This window comes from Acinetobacter sp. MYb10 (genome assembly GCF_002980175.2).
Taxonomy (GTDB): domain Bacteria; phylum Pseudomonadota; class Gammaproteobacteria; order Pseudomonadales; family Moraxellaceae; genus Acinetobacter; species Acinetobacter guillouiae.
On sequence record NZ_CP058272.1, the window covers coordinates 1172329 to 1191201 of the forward strand.

At 35.6% G+C, this 18873-nt stretch carries 12 protein-coding genes; all 12 read right to left on the reverse strand.

Features of this window, described 5'->3' with window-relative positions; genetic code table 11:
- Positions 1-55: 55 nt before the first annotated feature.
- Positions 56-550 carry a hypothetical protein gene (locus CQZ96_RS05610; protein WP_105712969.1) on the reverse strand — a complete coding sequence of 165 codons (495 nt, stop codon included), beginning with the start codon at positions 548-550 and terminating at the stop codon, positions 56-58.
- Between the two features lie 20 nt (positions 551-570).
- Positions 571-1293 carry a tetratricopeptide repeat protein gene (locus CQZ96_RS05615; protein ID WP_105712970.1) on the reverse strand — a complete coding sequence of 241 codons (723 nt, stop codon included), beginning with the start codon at positions 1291-1293 and terminating at the stop codon, positions 571-573.
- Between the two features lie 29 nt (positions 1294-1322).
- Positions 1323-1769 carry a hypothetical protein gene (locus CQZ96_RS05620; protein ID WP_146113208.1) on the reverse strand — a complete coding sequence of 149 codons (447 nt, stop codon included), beginning with the start codon at positions 1767-1769 and terminating at the stop codon, positions 1323-1325.
- A 245-nt stretch (positions 1770-2014) separates the two neighbouring features.
- Complete coding sequence (locus CQZ96_RS05625; RefSeq protein ID WP_228722775.1) at positions 2015-2374, reverse strand: hypothetical protein; 360 nt, start codon at positions 2372-2374, stop codon at positions 2015-2017.
- On the reverse strand, positions 2371-2805 hold the full coding sequence (locus tag CQZ96_RS05630) for a hypothetical protein (protein ID WP_105712972.1): 435 nt from the start codon (positions 2803-2805) through the stop codon (positions 2371-2373). Before CQZ96_RS05630 ends, CQZ96_RS05625 begins: the two co-directional genes overlap by 4 nt.
- A 77-nt stretch (positions 2806-2882) precedes the next feature.
- Entirely contained in the window at positions 2883-3350 is a 468-nt protein-coding gene (locus CQZ96_RS05635; RefSeq protein WP_105712973.1) for a hypothetical protein, read from the reverse strand.
- A 506-nt stretch (positions 3351-3856) separates the two neighbouring features.
- Complete coding sequence (locus tag CQZ96_RS05640; RefSeq protein ID WP_105712974.1) at positions 3857-4999, reverse strand: tetratricopeptide repeat protein; 1143 nt, start codon at positions 4997-4999, stop codon at positions 3857-3859.
- A gap of 140 nt (positions 5000-5139) precedes the next feature.
- Positions 5140-6297, reverse strand: a complete 1158-nt coding sequence (locus CQZ96_RS05645; protein WP_105712975.1) for an SEL1-like repeat protein — start codon at positions 6295-6297, stop codon at positions 5140-5142.
- Between the two features lie 28 nt (positions 6298-6325).
- Complete coding sequence (locus CQZ96_RS05650; RefSeq protein WP_228722776.1) at positions 6326-11293, reverse strand: RHS repeat-associated core domain-containing protein; 4968 nt, start codon at positions 11291-11293, stop codon at positions 6326-6328.
- A gap of 68 nt (positions 11294-11361) precedes the next feature.
- Positions 11362-14946 carry a type VI secretion system Vgr family protein gene (locus CQZ96_RS05655; protein ID WP_105712976.1) on the reverse strand — a complete coding sequence of 1195 codons (3585 nt, stop codon included), beginning with the start codon at positions 14944-14946 and terminating at the stop codon, positions 11362-11364.
- Positions 14947-15892: 946 nt separating this feature from the next.
- The gene (locus CQZ96_RS05660; RefSeq protein WP_105712978.1) at positions 15893-18094 is read right to left on the reverse strand and encodes a TonB-dependent receptor; all 2202 of its coding nucleotides are present in this window, start codon (positions 18092-18094) and stop codon (positions 15893-15895) included.
- 148 nt (positions 18095-18242) lie between these two features.
- Positions 18243-18866 (reverse strand): GNAT family N-acetyltransferase, encoded by a 624-nt coding sequence (locus tag CQZ96_RS05665; protein ID WP_105712979.1) that lies wholly within the window; start codon positions 18864-18866, stop codon positions 18243-18245.
- Positions 18867-18873 lie beyond the last annotated feature (7 nt).

Sequence of the window (18873 nt, forward strand, 5' to 3'; positions counted from 1 at the left end):
AAAACTGTGATTTTTAGGTTTTATTGAAAAACCAAACTTATGGCAACGATTCAAATCAAAGCTTCTTAAAATCAATAAAATCGTTTGAATTTTGATTACATGCAGCTAACTTTGATGTACTTTTATAAACAGAAATCTGCCAGACATTAATGTCATCATAGCTTAATGGAATACCTGCTGGAGTCTTTGCGAATTTTCCTAATGGATATAAAATAATTAGAGAAAAATCTTCTCCATAGCAAAAATTAACGTAATTATCATGATTAGTCTCGACTAATTTCCACCCTCCATCTTCAAGTTTTTTATAAATATTTTTCATTTCATCGCGATTTAAATCTGCTTTTTTAATCTTAATTAATGCATATTGCTCACCATAATTATGATTACCACGAGCATTAATATCCTTATATTCATAAATATAGCCATGAAAATATATATTCATAAAATTCTTAAAACGATCAGGAATAATTTCTGCTTTATCTGTATTTGAACATGCAGCCAGCCAAAACACTAGAAATGAGGTTACAATAGACTTAATAATTTTTTTCATAACGATCCTAAAAAACCTAATTATAAGTATTTTTTAATTCTATTTGGCACTTTGCTTAAAAGACCTAATTTTTTCATCTCGGCATAATATATAGCGTAGTTTTTCCTAGCAAGCAGTTCATTTTTTTGTGCGACATATATATCGGCAATATTTAAGTAAGCTACTGCTCTACTTGGATCTAGCTTTATAACATGGTTTAAAATGCTTAAAGATTCATTATAATAACCTAATTTATATAAATAAAATGCAGAATCATTAAGCTCTTGAATATCATTTTTGCTATATACAGACAATTGGCAATTTATGCTTTTGATTATTTCATCTATTTCTAATCTTTCAGACTTTTTCATTTTTTTTAAATTTTGGCTTGTTGAATAATTCATATAAACAACTGCGCCTCTTCCCCCACCTACATCAGCCTCCCAAATAGGTAGATCTTTTTGCTTATCCCACTTTCCAGCACACATACCACTTAACATTGTTGGAATAGCATCAACAATCACTTTATTTTTATTATTGATAATTAAACAATAATGTTGATCTTGATCTGAAATCGGTAACGTCAAAAAGTTATATTTTTTAGTAATGTATGAATATTCAGGAAAGACTTCTTTCGATGAAAGACTAAAATTTGCATCACTTAAATTTAGCGGACTGCAATTTTTATAGCTTAAAAAATCAGGAGTTGCATGTACTGTAAAAAATGTACTACTTAACAATATAAAGAGCGTTTTCTTTAGCATTATCGTTGTCCTAATGTCTGTGTTAAATATTAACAATTATTCGTACCATCATCTTTAAACCTATAATATACAACCCAATAGTCTAGGTACTTTTTTGTTATACTAAACCCATTCTTGCCATCTTTCGAAGAATAATTTTGTTTTGTAGGATATAAGATTGCCATTTCATTTTTTTCATCATAACAGTATATATCTTGATTCTCATAGGTTGATTTAACTTTTTTCCAACCCATATCTTTAATTCTTTTTATTACAGTGCTATTATAAAATTCAATACTCATGTATTTTTTACTGACAAAAACATTATAATTTTCGACCTTATCCTTGACTATAACTTCAACAAAATCATATTTAACATCATAAAATAATTTTTCACTTACTAAAGTGTAATTTAAACTATCTTTATTTTCATACATATTTGTATTTGAACTACACCCCACCATTAAAAAAAATAAAATACATATATATTTCAACACTATAAAAACCTTCGACTTTCAACCCTATTAATTAATCAGCACTTCAAACAAGAAAACTACTATCTTAATTTTCATTCACTCCAAATAATTTTAAATAAAAACTCCATATAAATTACTTACAACCATTTACACCACCATCATTATATACATAATAAATCAACCAATCATTAAAATCACCAAAGACAACTCTACTTCCACTTCTATCAAAATATTCATTCTTTTCTGGATATAAAATTCCTAATTTATTATAAATACCATGACAATATATATAATCCATTATAAACATCCTTTCTTACCCATCCTTCTTTTATTATCTTTTCTTCAACACCAAAAAATTCAACTTTACTCATGTTATCTTTGGATATCAAAATACTAGACATTTCAGCATTAGGCTTCACTATCCCAGGCTCATACTCATATTTATACCCTTTAAAAACCAATTTTGAAAACTCTTGAATATCGACCTTATTTTTGTGTGAATTATTATTTACACATGACACTAAGAAAAAGGGTAATCCTAGTATAGAAAAGAATATTTTATACATTTTTAATCTATAAGTTTTATCCAAAGTTGATTTTAGTTTTGTCAATAAAAAACCATTCAAAATTCAGCATCCTTACAATATGACGTTCCTTCTTTTATATACTTTATACTTATCCCCCACTTATCAAGAGAACTAGATTTTATGTATAATTTTTGACCAAATTTATCATAATATTCCATTTTTTCTGGATAAATGATTGTCATTTGATTATACCAATCATAACAAAACACATACTGATCCTCAGATGTATAGACCAACTTCCAATTTTTCTCTATTTTACTTTTTATCATTTCAAAATCAGATAAGGATAAATCAGACTTAGGAATAAAAAAATTATAGTAGTTCGCAAAACCTCGTTTCATTCCTACCTTTAAATCATAATTAAGACCTTCAAACAAGTAAGAAACTTCTTTCTCAACTTCAATTTCATTGTTTTCAGAACTATCTTTATGTATGCCATTACAAGCTTGCAAAAAAAAGATCAAAGTCATTAAATAAATAAACCTCTTGATAGCACATCATCCTTAATAATTTATGTAAAAACGCAGTACTACATATTGCTAATATTTTATGGCTTATTATAATATCCCATACAATAATCAACACCATAGGCATTAAAATATAACTCTAAAGCCCAATTATTTTTATCATCATATTTAAATATATTACCTTTGGAATCATAATGATTATTTTTACTTGGAAATAGAATTGATAAAATCTGATATTCATTTAAACAATATTTAAACAATACATCATTTTGATCAACCAATTTCCATCCATTTCTATTTAATTTTTTTTGAACTTGTTGAAATTCATAAAAACCCATCTTTTTCTTACTTATATCAATAGCCATATATTGCGTGACATCTTTATCAATAAGGTTAAATGATTTTGGCTCATATTGAACAAAATAAGTATTTATAACCTTATTAAAATCCTCTTTATAAACAATATCAGTTGGCACATTACTTTTTTTAATTATGCAACTTGAAACAAACAAAGTACACAACATTATTATTGCAATCAGTTTTTTCATTACACCTCTATTTTTATTTAAAACCTTCAACTTACAACCTGTATCATAGCTTATAGACTAATTAATTAGAATAACCATTTTAAAAAAAATTCATCTTTCTTATCAGAAAATAAATAATCGATTAAAAGAAAAATTAATGAAACGCCCCCTAAAGCTTGAGTTAATAAAAATATTAGGTCATTAAAAGGCATTAGATAATCATCTTTAAAAAAATTATAACTAACCACTAAAAAAACCTGTCAACCCTAAAAAGCATCCCTTTATCAAACAAAATAAACAAGGATGATCCTCTGCTTTGAGATTAGATATAAATTACCCCAACACAACTTCAATAATTATGGTAAACATATAAAAATACTTTCTTATTTATTGTACTGTGGTTCATTTAACTTTAGACTCGATTTCTCTTGATAGGCTTCGTTACAATGGCTTTTATGAGCTAGCAATCTCAAAAGATCTCTTAAATTATCCTATTTAAGAGATCTTAAAAATCAATTTAAAAAGATCTATAGCTCTTTTAACATATCCTTAGCAGGCTCATAACCTCCATTTACAGCTATTTCCAAGAACTCTTTAGCTTTAATTTTATTTTTTGGTACACCTAAACCATTTAAATACATATATCCTATTTTTGATGCAGAAACAACTTTAATATCTTTATCTGTAGAGTTAAATAACATTAAAAAAATATCCAAAGCTTGTCTATAGTTTTTATCACAATTTCCTCCTGTTAAGTATTCTGCACCTAAATTTATACCAGCAGGCATATACCCATTTTCAAAAGAATTTTTATATAATTTACAAATTTCAGGAGTTCTTAGATTTTGATAATGAAAAACTTTTGCTTTGACAAAATCACCAACGATTACATCATGTTCAATTAGTTTGTTTGCCAATAAATCAGCTTTTTTTAGATCACGATAATCTTCCAAGTTTGGCATTTCACCTAAATATAAAGAGGCTAAATCAACAAGTGCAAAACAATATTTTTTTTCAACTGCTATATTATTATTTTCAATAAAACCATCAACATCTCCTTTTTGTAAATCTAGTAATGCTATTTCTGAATAAGAGGCTGGAATAAATTCTTTTGATTGATTTAATAAAAATAATGCTTTTTCTGTATTTTTTTCAACACCACTCCCTCTAATATACCTTGCACCTAAATTATGCATTCCCAAAGGGCTACCCAAATCTGCCGCTATTTTTATGTATTTAATTGACTCTTGAATATCACCTTTTTTTGAAAAATAATCTCCTAACCAAGCATTCGCCTCAGGATTATTATTATCTGCAGAAAATTTTATAAGTTTAAATCCTTCACTTTCATTCTTAGTAAAATATTTACCATAATATTTCAAATTCCCTAAGATATATGCATCAGCTGGTCTATTATAGTTTTCTTCTAAACATTTCTTTTCATTTTTAGTAAAATTATTAAAGTCTATATCGCAATTTGGATAAAGCTTTTTGTTTACCTCATCATTAATGCTAATAGGTACTTTACCACATCCTATTACTCCATTTGCATTGGTTATTGCACAAGGAACTTTTATAACATCAAAACGATTGGATTCAGTATTAGAATTTATACATCCATTTAAACCTCCCAATATTAAAAACAATGGGATTAACAAAAAAACTTTCATAAACCCTCTATATAAAACATTCTTCATCTACAGAAATCAAAAATCTTATTAGTCAAATTTTAATTTTAAATTTCCTATTAAATAAATATAATTTCTATTGTTCAAAATTAAAAACCTCAAACAATAGAAAAACAATAAAATTATTTTATTTTTTGCAACATATCTATAGCAGGCTGAAATCCATAGTTTTTAGCATACTCTAGATATTCTTTTGATTTATTTAAATCACGATTAACTCCCAATCCATTTAGATACATATAACCTAAATTTGAGGCTGCTACAACTTTTATGTCTTTATCTGACTCGCTATATAGTGAATTAAAAGTAGTTAATGCTAATTTATAATTTTTAGAACAATTATTACCTAACAAATATTCAGAACCAACGCTTAAACCAGCAGATAAATAACCTTTATCAAAAGATAATTTATACAAATCACAAATCTCAGGATTAGCAACTCCATCTGATTTATATTGTAATACTCTAGCCTTCAATGCATACCCTACAGCAACATTATGTTCTATTAATTTATTCGATAAATCAATAACTTTATCCAAATCACGATAACCTTCAAGATTTGGCATTTCTCCCAAGTATAAAACAGCTAAATCAGCATAAGAAAACCAATACTTTTTATCAATTGCAATGTTATTATATTTAATAAACCCCTCTATATTACCTTTTTGCAGTTCAATCAAAGCTATCTCTGAAAAAGAAGCAGGAATATATTCTTTAGATTGATTTAATAATAATAATGCTTGATCTAAATTTTTATCTACACCAATTCCTCTACTATATCTTGCACCTAAACTATGTATTGCCAGAGGATTTCCTAGATTAGCTGCTTCTTTTATTAATATTGTTGCAGAATTAATATTACCTTCTGCTTCAAATTTTTTAGCTAACCAGAATTTAGCTTGAGGATTCTGATGCTCTGCAGCATATTCGATATATTTTAATCCTTCTGCCTCATTTTTATCATAAAACTCTCCATAATATTTTAAATTTCCTAAGATATAGGCATCAGCAGGTCTTTTATCATTCTGTTCTAAGCACTTTTTACTACTATCATTAAAATTTTCAAAGTCTATTTGACAATTTGGTATCAATTTTTGATTGACTTCATTTTTTAGACTTATTGGGATCTGTCCACATTTGATCGTGCCATACTCATTTGCAATTTCACATGGGATTGAAATTATATTTGGATTTTTATCCTCAATAGTATTTATCTTTGAGTTTGTGCATGCACTGAGCCCGCCAATTAAAAAAATAAAAACAATCAATATCTTATACATTAAAATCCATCCATCCAAACTTCAAATTTTATTTTGGTACACTACATATCGTAATTTGTGGGCAAATAGAGCCACTAACACCAGCAGCAGCACCTACAACACCACCAACTGTTACTGTTTGATTTGATAAACTATACAGTTCCTTTGGAGTTTTAAAACCCAAATTTTGTTTAATACCGCTAGAATCAAATATTGTAGTGCAATTTGATGCTGTTCCACCTACTGTAGCTCCAGCAACTCCTGTTCCACATGCCGACAAACTAATACCAGAATTCATTTCTCCAGCACTATATAATTTTTGTACATTTCCTGTCGCTTGAGCAACTGCTCCTATGGAAGGGCAAAAGCTTACCAGTTTACATCTTTTAAGTTTATTGTCGTCTGTTTTAGAATAAGCACTTCCAGCCAAACCATCAAATCCGCCTACAAACTTAAACGATCCTCCAACAACTGTTCCTTCAGTTCGAGTCATCATATCTGATATTGATTTTTGTGGTAATTGAGACTTTCCAGGAACATTCATTTGATTAATTCCCATCTGCCCACTATATTCTCTTCTTTTTTCTTTTCTTTTTAACTCAGCTTCTTGTCGTTCTAATCTTTCTCTTTCCTTTCTATGAGCTTCATCTCGTGCATTTATCTGTCTAAAATATTCTCTACGATACTCTCTATCCTTTTGTATGTTCATATTTTCATTTAAAATAGAAGGAGAAAGCCCTTCTATTTTAAATGGATCTCTTCTATCTTTTCCAGCCATTAACCCCATTGGATCCACCCACTGATTTGGATCATTCACATAAACGGAACTATTCATACCACCAAATAATCCTATCGGATCTTTACTCACATACCTTGCACTAAACGGCTCGTAATAACGATAACGGTTATAGTGTAAACCTGTTTCCTTATCGTAATATTGCCCTTGAAATCTTAAGTTGGTTTGCTCAAGCAGATTATCACTTGTATTAATTTCTAAAGCTGTGCCCCATGTATCCTGTTTAATTTCCCAGACACATTCCCCTAGCTCATTACTTAAAGTTTGTGGTGTACCGACTTGGTCACAGTGGTAAAAGGCTACACGTTCTAATTCAGCATTGTTTTTTCTGGTTTCTGTTTTCCATACAGGGTCTTTATAAATCGAATAGGGTACGTTTTGAAATTGGCGATAGTCTGGTGTTTCTATCAGTTTAATAAAGCCAACATATCCAGTCTGTAATAGCGGTACAAAACTATTCGGTTCATAGACATAGTGTTTGGTGTAGTCTTGCTGTTTTGATTGAGTTTGGTTTGCTTGATATGACTCCCATATCATTAGATCACCATCCCAACCAAATAAGGTTAGGCTGTGGTCTGTTTGGTTATTCTTAAATAATCGTCTGCCAAACACATCATAACCATAGTCTGTAATTTGACCATTGTTGTCACTTTGAATCAGACGGTTTAAGTTATCCCAAGTGAGTTTTAAGGTCTGACCTGCTTGAGTGGTTTCAATCACATTGCCCTGTGCATCATATTTATAATGTTTGCCTTGATACTGGCTAATCAAGTTATTTTTCACTTGCGCAGCTTGTGTGGCAATCGGATCAATCAAGTTCCCCGCAGGATCAAAACTAAAGCTCTCCGATTTATATGGGTTTTGGCTTTTGATTAAACGTCCGATTGGATCATATTGGTAATTTAACTTTCCTAGACGACTATCATCGACTTGAGTCAGCAAATAGTTTTTATCATAGTGATAATAACGTCCTGCTTGAAATTGTACCCTGTCCGTTGTTTCTTGTTCAGGGCGAATGACTTGTGAGGTGAGTAAGCCCACATCATTATAATTCTTGGTTTGCACTAAACCATTGGCCAGCAGTCGTGTGGTTTCACGATGTAAATCATCACGTTGGAATGCCACCATATCTTGTTGGTTAAAAGCAATGCCATAAATATGCCCTGATCCATAACTTAGATTGGCTTGTACTTGTCCATCAGGACGAATGGTTTGAGTCAAATTCCCCAATTCGTCGTACTCATAACGTAATACTGCTGTGAGTGGGGTTAGATTTGCTACTTTATAATGTTGATGCTCACGTACCAATTGTCCGAGTTGATTGCGATAAAAATCAATTTGGCTTTCTGTATTGGTCGCTTTGCTGAGTTGGTTATTTAAGTTGTATTCAAATTCTTCAACTTGGCTATGCCGAGTCTGCAAATGGGTATAAGTCTTTGACGCGATCGAACCATCCGTATGATAGCCGAATTGAGTCAGAATATTTGGTTGGCGGATTTGAAATAAAAATCCATTGTCATGATATGTAAAGTGCTTTTCTTCACCATCAAAGGCTTGTTCACGTACCAATTGCCCAAAACGATTATAGTCAAATAGATATTCGGCATGGTTTTGATTGCTTAGTTTTTGAATTCGACCTTGTTTATCCCACTGGTAGCCGATTTGGTGTCTATTGGCATCGACCCGTTGTTCTAATAGCCCGACTTGATTGTATTTATATTGGGTGATTAAACCTTTACTATCAGTATGCTTAAGTAAACGCCCTTCTTCATCATGTTCAAATTGTTCTTTTAATCCATCAGGATAAATGATTGCTTGTAACTGCCCTCGGTCTTTACCTTGAGTACTGTAGAGATACTGAACCTGTTGTGCATCCGCAGCAGCTTGCGCGGTCAGTGTCCCTTCTTCATCATATTCCCAAGCACTGCTTTTCCCTGAACAATCGGTATACGACACCATCTGCCCAAGATCATTATATTGAATTTTCTTTGAGCCACCTTTGGCATCAATCACTTCAACCAATTGGTTGTCATTATTATATTTATACTGGGTGATATGTCCTAAAGGATTAATGTCTTTGCTGACATTGCCATCAGCATCATATTGTTTTTTCCAGATATTGCCTTCTGGGTCTTTGGTTTCAGTCAGATTACCATTTTCATCATAGGCAAACAGAATAATACCACCATTTGGCTGTACAATTTTCACCAATTGATCTTGATCGTTATAGACTTGCTCTGTTTCTAAGCCTGCAAAATCAATTTGACGCGTAATCCGTTTTTGACTATCTCGAGATATCCACTTTTCACGACCATCGGCTAAACGAGTACGATAGGTAAAACCGTCTAAATCAAAATAATAATAGGTTGGAACTTCATAAGCATCATAGACTGCCACTTGACGCAAACGTGGATGCCATTCTAAACGGGTTTTAAAACTGCCATCATCTGCCCATTCCTCAATCGCTTTGGCTTTGGGTGCGGTAGATTCATATCGAATATTTTGCCCACGTCCAGTACGATCTGTATAACGGGTCAATTGATGGGCATGGTTATATTCATAACTGCGTGTATGTCCATTTTGATCAATGGCTTTGATCAGATTGCCTTGTTGATCATATTCATAACGTGCCAATGCTTCCGCTTGTTCATCGACAAATGCGGCAATGACTTTGGCTTGTTCATTAAAAGCAAATTTAACTAAATGTTTAGCGCGCTTCAATTGGAAATCAATCGCTTGTAAATAGGCAAATTGTTCAAATAACAAATAGGTCAGAACCACCTTTTCATCAGTCTGATCATTAAATTGTTGAACGAGGTGATAATGTTTTCCAGCATTAAAACTATGAAAATGAAAATTCCAGTCTGAACCAAAATTCAGCAATAAATCTCCACCGTCATGTGGCGCAACATTAAAGCCTTCAAAGGGTACCTGATATGTTTCATACACGATCGAAGCAGGCAGTTGATGTTTACGTCCATTGCTGTCAATAAATAAATACCCATTTTGGTTTTGTATGATCACATTGGAAAATGGCATCATCCAACGTGCGCCGATCATACTGTGGTCAAACTCATTCATTTGAGAGTTATATTGACGACTAAAGGTAAAACCAACTTTAGGCAAGTAAAAGTCTGAATGATTAACCCGCTCAGCGCCAATCGCATAACTGATACTTTTATCCGTTTTAGAACTTTGATCTTGAACTAAGGTCGCACAAATCGGATCATTTAAAGCATCAGGTTGTAAGGTGACAAACTCTAAAATATCACCATTGATATGCTGCTCATGTTCGCCTGTTTGGTTTAACGGTACACTGGCTGTGGCTTTTTTACCTTGAGTTTGGATGACTTTTAGTGTTTCTTGAATCAACCAAGCAAGACTATATTGAGTTCCTGCATTGCTTTGTTGTTGAATCACTGTAGCAAGGTGTGGTGTCGCCTTAAGCACTTCTTCTGTTAATCGTGTTGCGATATTCGGGGTCATCTTTGCTGTCATATCAGCTTGTGCAGGTGTACCCAACAAATCAATCAATGGCTGTGCCCAGTTGCTAAACTGTTTGCTGGGATCACGTTTTTCAGCTGTGGCTCCCGCTGCAGCAACGCTGGGTAATCCAGCTACAGCACTGCTACTAAAAGCTTGGAGAATTGAAGTCCCTAATGTCGTAGCACTCGACAATAAACCTGATAATTTACCTTGTGTTTCTTGTAGGAATTTTTCTAAATCGCCTGCCATCTGCGCATTTAAGTGTAGCTGCATACGACGTAAATCAGCTTCTTTGATTTTGCCATTGGCTGGGTATAAACATTCGGCCATTAAACCCAACATTGGACGTAAAGCCATACGCACATGTGCTTCTGTATTCGGTTGTAAAAATAAACCGATTAAGTTCATGCTTAACAATGCCGATTGTTGTACGCCTGCCTCAGCTTGTTTGGGTTCAGTAGCAAATAAAATAAGGTCTAAAACACTGCCGGATAATGCAAAGATATTGGCGACTGTCGGTACATTGGCGCTTGCTTTGATCTGTTCTAGGCTGGTATTTCCGCAAGCCTGTAAATAGTTTTGGATTTGATGGGCGATAAACTTATGGTCTTCTGTATGCGTCAGGCTGGCCAAATTAAATACTGCCAACTCTACCGCTGGCTTGGTCTCTTTAGCGGCTGGTTGTTGCTGTGTATTTGACCCTGCGGTCTGATTTTTACTGTCTATAAATGCCATAAGCTTAACCTTAATACGTTCTAATTTTTAATTTAATTTCAATCAATTAAAACTCAAAAAATGTTCAATTATTTATTTCGCGCGTTATATACATCTGGTGGTTCAGCAGCCGTTTTCCGCACAGTCACTTGTTTGGTGACATAACGAGACTCTTCCAGATCCATCCGTACCACATCCTTATCCATATCATAAATCGACTGCGGTTTTCTCACTTCGACAGGTGCTGTCGCTTGTGGAGTCTGTTGAGTCAAAATTGGCGCAGGCTGACTGACTTGTTGAGGAATATTTTGTGGGATCGTAGGTACTGATGCATCGCCTTTTCGAGTGGTAATGCTATAGGTTAAGAAGCGAGAGAAATATTCATCTTTTTTAATAAAATCATCCACCACTTTCACTGGGGCATCTAACCCATTTTGAGCAGCGCCAAATGACTCTGCAACAAAACCTTGCCCCAGTGACGACCCAAATCCTGTTCCAGCAGTTATATTAGAAACTAAACCGCTGGTCTGTTGAGCAAACAATGCTGAGGCTTGGTCTTTAAAGAAATCGATGCCTTGATCTTTAATGTTTTGTAGGGATTGACTTGGATTAGCAATCATCTGGCCCACATTCATCATCTGTGACGGAGATAAATTTAAATTCAATGCTGAAGAGACGGAACCTAATGCACTTTGAGTAAATTGTTCTTTAAATTGTCCCAAGCTTTGTGTGCCTAAGTCTTTTAAAGCGTTTTTGCCCATATCTTTCAATGAGTCAGCATTCAAAGTGAATAAATTGTTTTTGAGTTGGGACATCATATTTTGTCCCACTGAATTTAATGTATTTTGTGCAAAACTTGTGGCACCACTGACCACTTCTTCTGACCAAGTATAATCACGGTTAAAATGACTTGCTTTATCCCATGCACTCCGTGGATCAGTTTCAAATTCAACTTTGGCAGGGCCAGGTGCAATACCTGTCACTTGGGCAAAACCATTGCCATCCAGCTTGCCAGACACTTGCTTGCCAAATGAGTCAATTACTTTAAAGCCGGTTTGTTTAAAGAAGTCTTGTCCACCATAGCTTTTTAATAAGTCGAGCGCGCCTTTAAGCGGATTCGATGGGGGCAGTTGTGCTGATTTACTGACACTGGCACCCGGCTTAAATGTGTGCTGCCCAGCATTGACCTCAAACTTACCGCCTGTTTTGGGGAAAATCCCTGAACCATTTAGGGCAATCTGCGATGAGCCACCTGTAATCAACACTTCTTTTGGACTACTGATTTCTATCCGATCTTCTGTAGATGAGATGGTAATCCCCAGTTTAGCAAATACATCTAAAGCATCTGACTGCGCTTGAATTTCAACTTTACTTTGCGCTGCAATGGCTTTAATGCCACCTTGTGCAGCAAATAGGCTCACTTTGCCTAAAGCTTGCCCCAAAAGATTCTTTTGGGTACTGAGGTTAATACTATCGCCCGCAGTATGGTTAATGATGCCTGTGGCTGAAAGATGGATATCTTCAGGGGTACTTAAGGCAATCCCATCAACAGAACTGAGTAACATGATGGCTTTTTTATACTTGGCAACATCTTTTTCAATTTCTTCGGCAAAAGCTTTGAGTTGCTCAATCGATTCTATTTCATCCGTCTTTTGATTCTTGGCAATATCGCTTAAAGCTTTACTGTTGGTCTGACTGCCTTCAAGTTGCTTTTTGGCAAACTCTGAATCAAGGTGATCACCTTTGGCTTGGTCTTGTTTATAGGTCGAAAGTAGTAAACCTTGCCCTGCCCGAACTGCTCCCCATTGGTCAGTTCTCAGCTCAAAGCCTTCACCACGATCATCACTTTCTGCTTTGTCTTTAGGATGACTCAGTTTGCCCAAGTTGAGTTGGCTGGCGGCATGACTACTCTGTAATTGGCTGCTGATTTGGCCAGTAGTATCGTCAAACCTCAGTTGATTGTAACCACTGCCTTGATACTCTCGACTTTTGATTCCTGCCAGTTTCTTGGTGTCAGGCAGTTTGCCTTTGTCATCAAACTTACTTGGATGACGTTGTGCTTCATGGATGCGCCCAACCACAAATGGACGGTCAATGTTGCCATCAAAGAAATCAATAACAACAATTTCACCGATTCTCGGTAAGAATCGCGCCCCATAGCCTTCACCTGCCCATGGGGTCAGGACATCGACCCAAGCGGAATCTGTGTCATTGTCATTAGAACCCGCACCGCCATCATGGGTGTTGTCTTCATTACGGCTAAACAGGAAGCGAACTTTAATACGCCCCCATTCATCAACATGGATTTCTTCTCCGCTTGGCCCCACTACTTTGGCCCGTTGTGGTGATGCCATCGGTCGGTGTTGTAATGGGTTATAAGCTGGAACCGTGCTGATGTTACGACGTTGAATGGTTAAATTACTGGCTTGACGTTCATCACTCGTGTTGCTGGTGATTTGGGTGGCTTGCCAATTGCTTTGTTGAACTAAAGCGGTGACTTGATCGGTGAGGTCTTTAGGTAAGTTATTTTGGTTATAAAAGCTTTTAGCCGTGATTAAAAACTCTTTGTCTGCACCTGAGTGTTGATCTATCTCAGGGTGTTCATTTAGTTCAAACCAATAACCAACATGTGCATCGCGCACTGTTGACGTTGCTGTAAATTGTTTGGCTTGTGAATCGTAGTAGTTGCTGAGGTTTTGATTAAACTTTTCAATCTGACTGTTGCCCGATGGCGTTGCGCCATCTTCGCCATTCAAGTCTTGAATCCATGCAGGGCTAAAGTGCCATGCTTGTTCTAAAGCTAGACTGGCATTGTCATAATTTTCACTATGGCTGTGTTTACTTTGGACACTGCCAGCGCCTTCATCAATATCCAATACATCGGCTTGCCAACGCTGGATATGCACCGAAGTCGGTTGAATGGAACGCTGACCAATAAAATTGGTGATTGAATCAGTTTTTTCTACAGCGCTGCTTCTATGGAAGCGAATATTGCGGCGTTCTAAGGCACTAAATTGCGAGTTGTCATCAATTAAACGGAGCTTTTGTGCTTGAATTTGTTCTGTTGAGCTCGACACTTTAAGTTGTGCTTCATCGATCAGCCAGTTAATCCCTTCACTTCTCATCAAACGGGTCAGGAAGTCAAAGTCACTTTCAGATGCCTGCATAATGAATGGGCGCACATCATAGTCTTTGCTTAAGCCACTCTTATCTAGACTCAGACTTGAGGCAAACAGTGGGCTGCGTTGTGCCCATTCTTGGAACACGGTTTGGATCACATCCACAACCGACTTATTCATAAATACTCGAGAGTTTCTACGGTGTTTCCAAAGTGCTGTTGGGTCTTCTACAGTCAAACGATAGATGGTAAGAGAACCATCAGATGCGCCAATATCGGCTTGGGTCACAATCCCTGAAATACGGGTTAATTCGGATTTATCTGTGACGATATCAATTGCAGCTTGAGTTCCAATAAAGCTTTTTAAAGGGATAGTTGCTGACGTTGCAAGACAGATGAGTTGAAGTCGAACACCCTCATTGATTTGATGTGTTCCATCAATGCGTTGTAGGAACACTTGCTGGCTCAACGCCGAATTAGAAAATTGTACGTGAATCGCACGTTTTTGTGCTGATAATCCAAGCTGCTCCAAAGCAGCGTAAATATTGTTAGACATGCGTTATTATTTAATTCTAAATTGTGATCAATTGTACTAAAAAATTTAGGGCTTTGTCTATACAGACCTGTCTACATTGCGCTTAATATTTAAGCAGAAATGCATCTATTTTTATTATAACTCATATAAAAGATAAAAATTTCTCATTGTTTTATCAAATATTTATTTAAAAATACGCCCTTGCTTAAAACACGATTATTACACTGAGCTGATGTTTGACTATTTTTATTTCGATTCGGTCAATTCACATAATGCGTTTTAAACAGTATGGGGAAACTAAACAGCTTTGAACCAAAATTAGGGCGATACAACATGTACTCATTGAATTTTTATTCATTTTAAATTGTGCAACGACAACTCAAATAGAATAGACCTCTACAAACATGGCTAAAAAATCCGCTAAATAGCTTATCCATTCTATTGTTTTAAATTTTTGACGACACTTGATACTTATCTTTAGTTAAGGATCTTTTTTATAATCAACCTGTCAAAAACTCAGACACAAAAATATAATTTCTCTTAATTAATATTTTTCAATTAAATCAATTATATGGAAAAAATAAATTGTTTGATTATAAAAATTTTGCAATGCCACACCTTATATTCAAAGTTTAAATACCTTTGCGTAGGCGATGCCTCACTTTTCAGAGATGAAAAGATGACAAAAATCTTTTGTTTGGCGAGGGGTACGTCCTGTACCCCCGCCCAACGGCGACATCCCTGTCGCCCCACGGTAGGATAACCATCTAGGATTCAAAAGTACAAAAATGAATCGATAATCAACAGTTTCTAAAAGTTCATATAAAACATAAGCTTCATTTATGATCAAGGACTTGATGCAAATCACTTGTATGAATAATTAGGCGGTTTAACTATATATAAATAATAAAAAAGCTGGTGATAAGTGAGAATTAAACACTCAGCACCAGCTTTTAGCTAACATTAATTAATAATTAAAAGTATAACTCAAACCAAAGGTCCGCCCTTGTGCCCGCATACTAGACACAGGGGAAAAGGTAATTTCTGACTGCTGGCTATACACCGTGCGATAGTCTTTATTCCACACGTTATAAATTCCAAAATCCACCCGCCCCTTATACGCAGGGAAATTCACTAGGGTATCCATAATCGCATAACCCTTTATTTTTGCAGCACGGTTTGGAACCACCTTATCACTGTTCACTGCAACCTTATCATCTTCAAATGCTTTGTCAGTTCCTTTTACAGCAAGCATCTGTACACGGAATCCATAACCATCATCACTATTCCACTCACCAAAAATAGTTCCCTTAGTTGGAGATACCTGATAAGCATTTAACTCACGCCAATTACCAGCCGCATCCTTATATTGTCCACGGGTGTAAGCCAATGTACCACCAATTTTAAAATCATCCAGAATTGGATATGCCGCAGTCATTTCAGCACCGTAAACACGCTGATCAGTATCAGCAATATTGACTGAACGGTCCGCATTGAACTGAATGACTTTATCAGATGTGTTATAAAAGCCAGTAATTCCTAAATCAAGTTTTTGATCATCTTGCAGACGCCAACCCAGTTCATAACTATTGACGGTTAGTGGTTCTATATTCGCAGTTGAAACGGTCAGAATTGAGACATCACGCAACATCCGTAATACATCTGGATAACTAAATCCTTGAGAAAAATTGGCAAATAATTGCTGATTATCAGTAAGTTTATAAACTGCGCCTAAATTAAACAAAAACTTGTCAGCATTTGTTGAATCACTCGCTACGCTTTGTGTTTGTCTAGAAGGTGTATAAGCGTCTGTATCTGCCTTGATATATTGATAGCGCGTTCCCGCTTGTAGATTAAAGCGATCCGTTAATTGATAATCTGCCTGTAAAAAAGCACCGATATTTTGAATGACAGTATCTGGACCAGCATCTAATCTTCTACCAGTATCCTTGTAAACCATACCGTTATTGCTGACAGACAATACGTCATAATGCTGAGTATCTTTTTCTCGGTCATAATCCAGACCATAGGTCAGATTAAGATCACGCGCTGCAAGCTTAAAATCAGACTGAACTGTAGACCGCATTCCTGCCACATCAACCGTATATTGCGATTGATTTACCGTCGCGCCACCAGCATAAACTGGGAAAAAACGTCCTTTTTCATTTCTATAATAGGCTTCCAAATTTACCGTCTGCCCCCATACATCCTGATTTTGATATTGGGTATTAAAGGCATAACGATCCGTAAATGGCTGATTACTTAATTCCAGTCCCTTGATTGCTCGTTCAGACTGTGGCCCTTTAGCAATGGTATAGTTCGGTCCATAATCAGGTAGATAACGAGTATCTTGCTTATCCTTATAATACTGCGCACCAAAACTCAAGCTTTGTGTGTCAGTCAAATTAAAATTCAGGCGCCCATTTATATCTAGTGTATCTGTATCATTACGGCTGGTCTGATTGGGTTCAGTTGCGATTCGATCCCCATTCGCATCAAATAATGATCCTCGACTGGTATAGTTCGCACCAAGAAAACCATCCATTTTATCATTGCTGAAAGAAACGCTCTGACCCGCTTCATAAGCCAGGCCATCTCCTCGGAAATTATCAGCAGAGGTTATCCCTAATTTCGTCTCAAAACTCAGTGGTTTCGATTTGTCAGCACGTTTGGTAATGATATTAATAATCCCACCCGTTGCGCCAGAACCATAGATACTGGTTGCCCCAGAAATAACCTCAATCCTTTCAATCATCCCCGGACTAATACTGTTCAATTGGCGCGCAGGATCACGCGATCCCGTCTGAGATACACCATCAATCATCACCAGTACCGTTCTGCCTCGCATGGTCTGGCCATAATTACTTCCAGTACCACTAGACGGCGCCAGTGAAGGAACCAGTTGAGCAAGAACATCTGCTACTTTTCGCCCTGCCCCAGCCTGTTTTTGTACCTCTGCTCCGCTAATGTTCTGTACAGTCCCTGCAATATCTGCAATGCTTTTTTCTGATCGTGTTGCTGTAATAACGATCTGTGGCAATTTCTGGACAGATTCCTGTTGTTGAGCATTGCTAACTGGTGTCTGATTATTCGAGGTTTCATCCTGTGCATATAACTGACTACTGATTGCAATAGATAAAACACATAAGCTGAATTGGGAAAGGCGCATCCTGTTTCCTCAGTTGTAGGCCTGAATTTTAGCGCTAATAATAATCATTATTATTACTGATGTAAAACATAATATTCCGATGGTGTATATCAAACCGGTTCTGGCATATTCGAGATAAAAAACAATTAAGTTGTTGATTTATTATATTTTACTGTACTCTTATTTCTGTTTCATTTAGTCCATCACCTTGCCGATAACGTCCACAGCGTGAGTAAAATTCATTTCGATAACAATGATATAGAACTGCTGTTTTTTCCAACATCTTTATTTTTTTCTGCGCTTGGTAAGCAATATCTTCTGCAATATAGGCATAAGATTTTACATTTTCATCCGGCTCACCCACAATTTTACTGGCAGCTGAATTTTCAAAGATAAAATAACTCATCATGCGCATAACAGCTCTGAAATGTCCTTGCCCAAGCACATGTTTTTCACCGAGTAAAATATGCCAGCCCAGATCAGAGTCATCAGCATCATAATAAAGTGCCAGTCGATCGCGCTTGGCTTCATATATCTCAAGATAACCGACATCTGTATGTTCAATCGTAATAATAAATAAACGCTGATGATCATCACAAATCATCTTTTCAAAATAAACGGCCAGTTCAAGCTCTGGTTTATTCAGCTGCCACTGCGGAATCACATGAGGTTCATGCATCCATTTATACAATAATGGAAAATCCTGCGGAAGTTGCACAGCCCTTAATCCATAAGCTATTCCTCTTTCCTCGTAATGGAACTCATCCAACAGCTGTGAAGATAATGTCATCATAAATATT

Bases quoted from the DNA above. Each gene is read 5' to 3' on its own strand.
- CQZ96_RS05660 (WP_105712978.1), bottom strand. From the start codon at position 18,094: ATGCGCCTTTCCCAATTCAGCTTATGTGTTTTATCTATTGCAATCAGT.
- CQZ96_RS05630 (WP_105712972.1), bottom strand. From the start codon at position 2,805: ATGACTTTGATCTTTTTTTTGCAAGCTTGTAATGGCATACATAAAGAT.
- CQZ96_RS05640 (WP_105712974.1), bottom strand. From the start codon at position 4,999: ATGAAAGTTTTTTTGTTAATCCCATTGTTTTTAATATTGGGAGGTTTA.
- CQZ96_RS05655 (WP_105712976.1), bottom strand. From the start codon at position 14,946: ATGTCTAACAATATTTACGCTGCTTTGGAGCAGCTTGGATTATCAGCA.
- CQZ96_RS05665 (WP_105712979.1), bottom strand. From the start codon at position 18,866: ATGATGACATTATCTTCACAGCTGTTGGATGAGTTCCATTACGAGGAA.
- CQZ96_RS05635 (WP_105712973.1), bottom strand. From the start codon at position 3,350: ATGAAAAAACTGATTGCAATAATAATGTTGTGTACTTTGTTTGTTTCA.
- CQZ96_RS05650 (WP_228722776.1), bottom strand. From the start codon at position 11,293: ATGGCATTTATAGACAGTAAAAATCAGACCGCAGGGTCAAATACACAG.
- CQZ96_RS05645 (WP_105712975.1), bottom strand. From the start codon at position 6,297: ATGTATAAGATATTGATTGTTTTTATTTTTTTAATTGGCGGGCTCAGT.
- CQZ96_RS05610 (WP_105712969.1), bottom strand. From the start codon at position 550: ATGAAAAAAATTATTAAGTCTATTGTAACCTCATTTCTAGTGTTTTGG.
- CQZ96_RS05615 (WP_105712970.1), bottom strand. From the start codon at position 1,293: ATGCTAAAGAAAACGCTCTTTATATTGTTAAGTAGTACATTTTTTACA.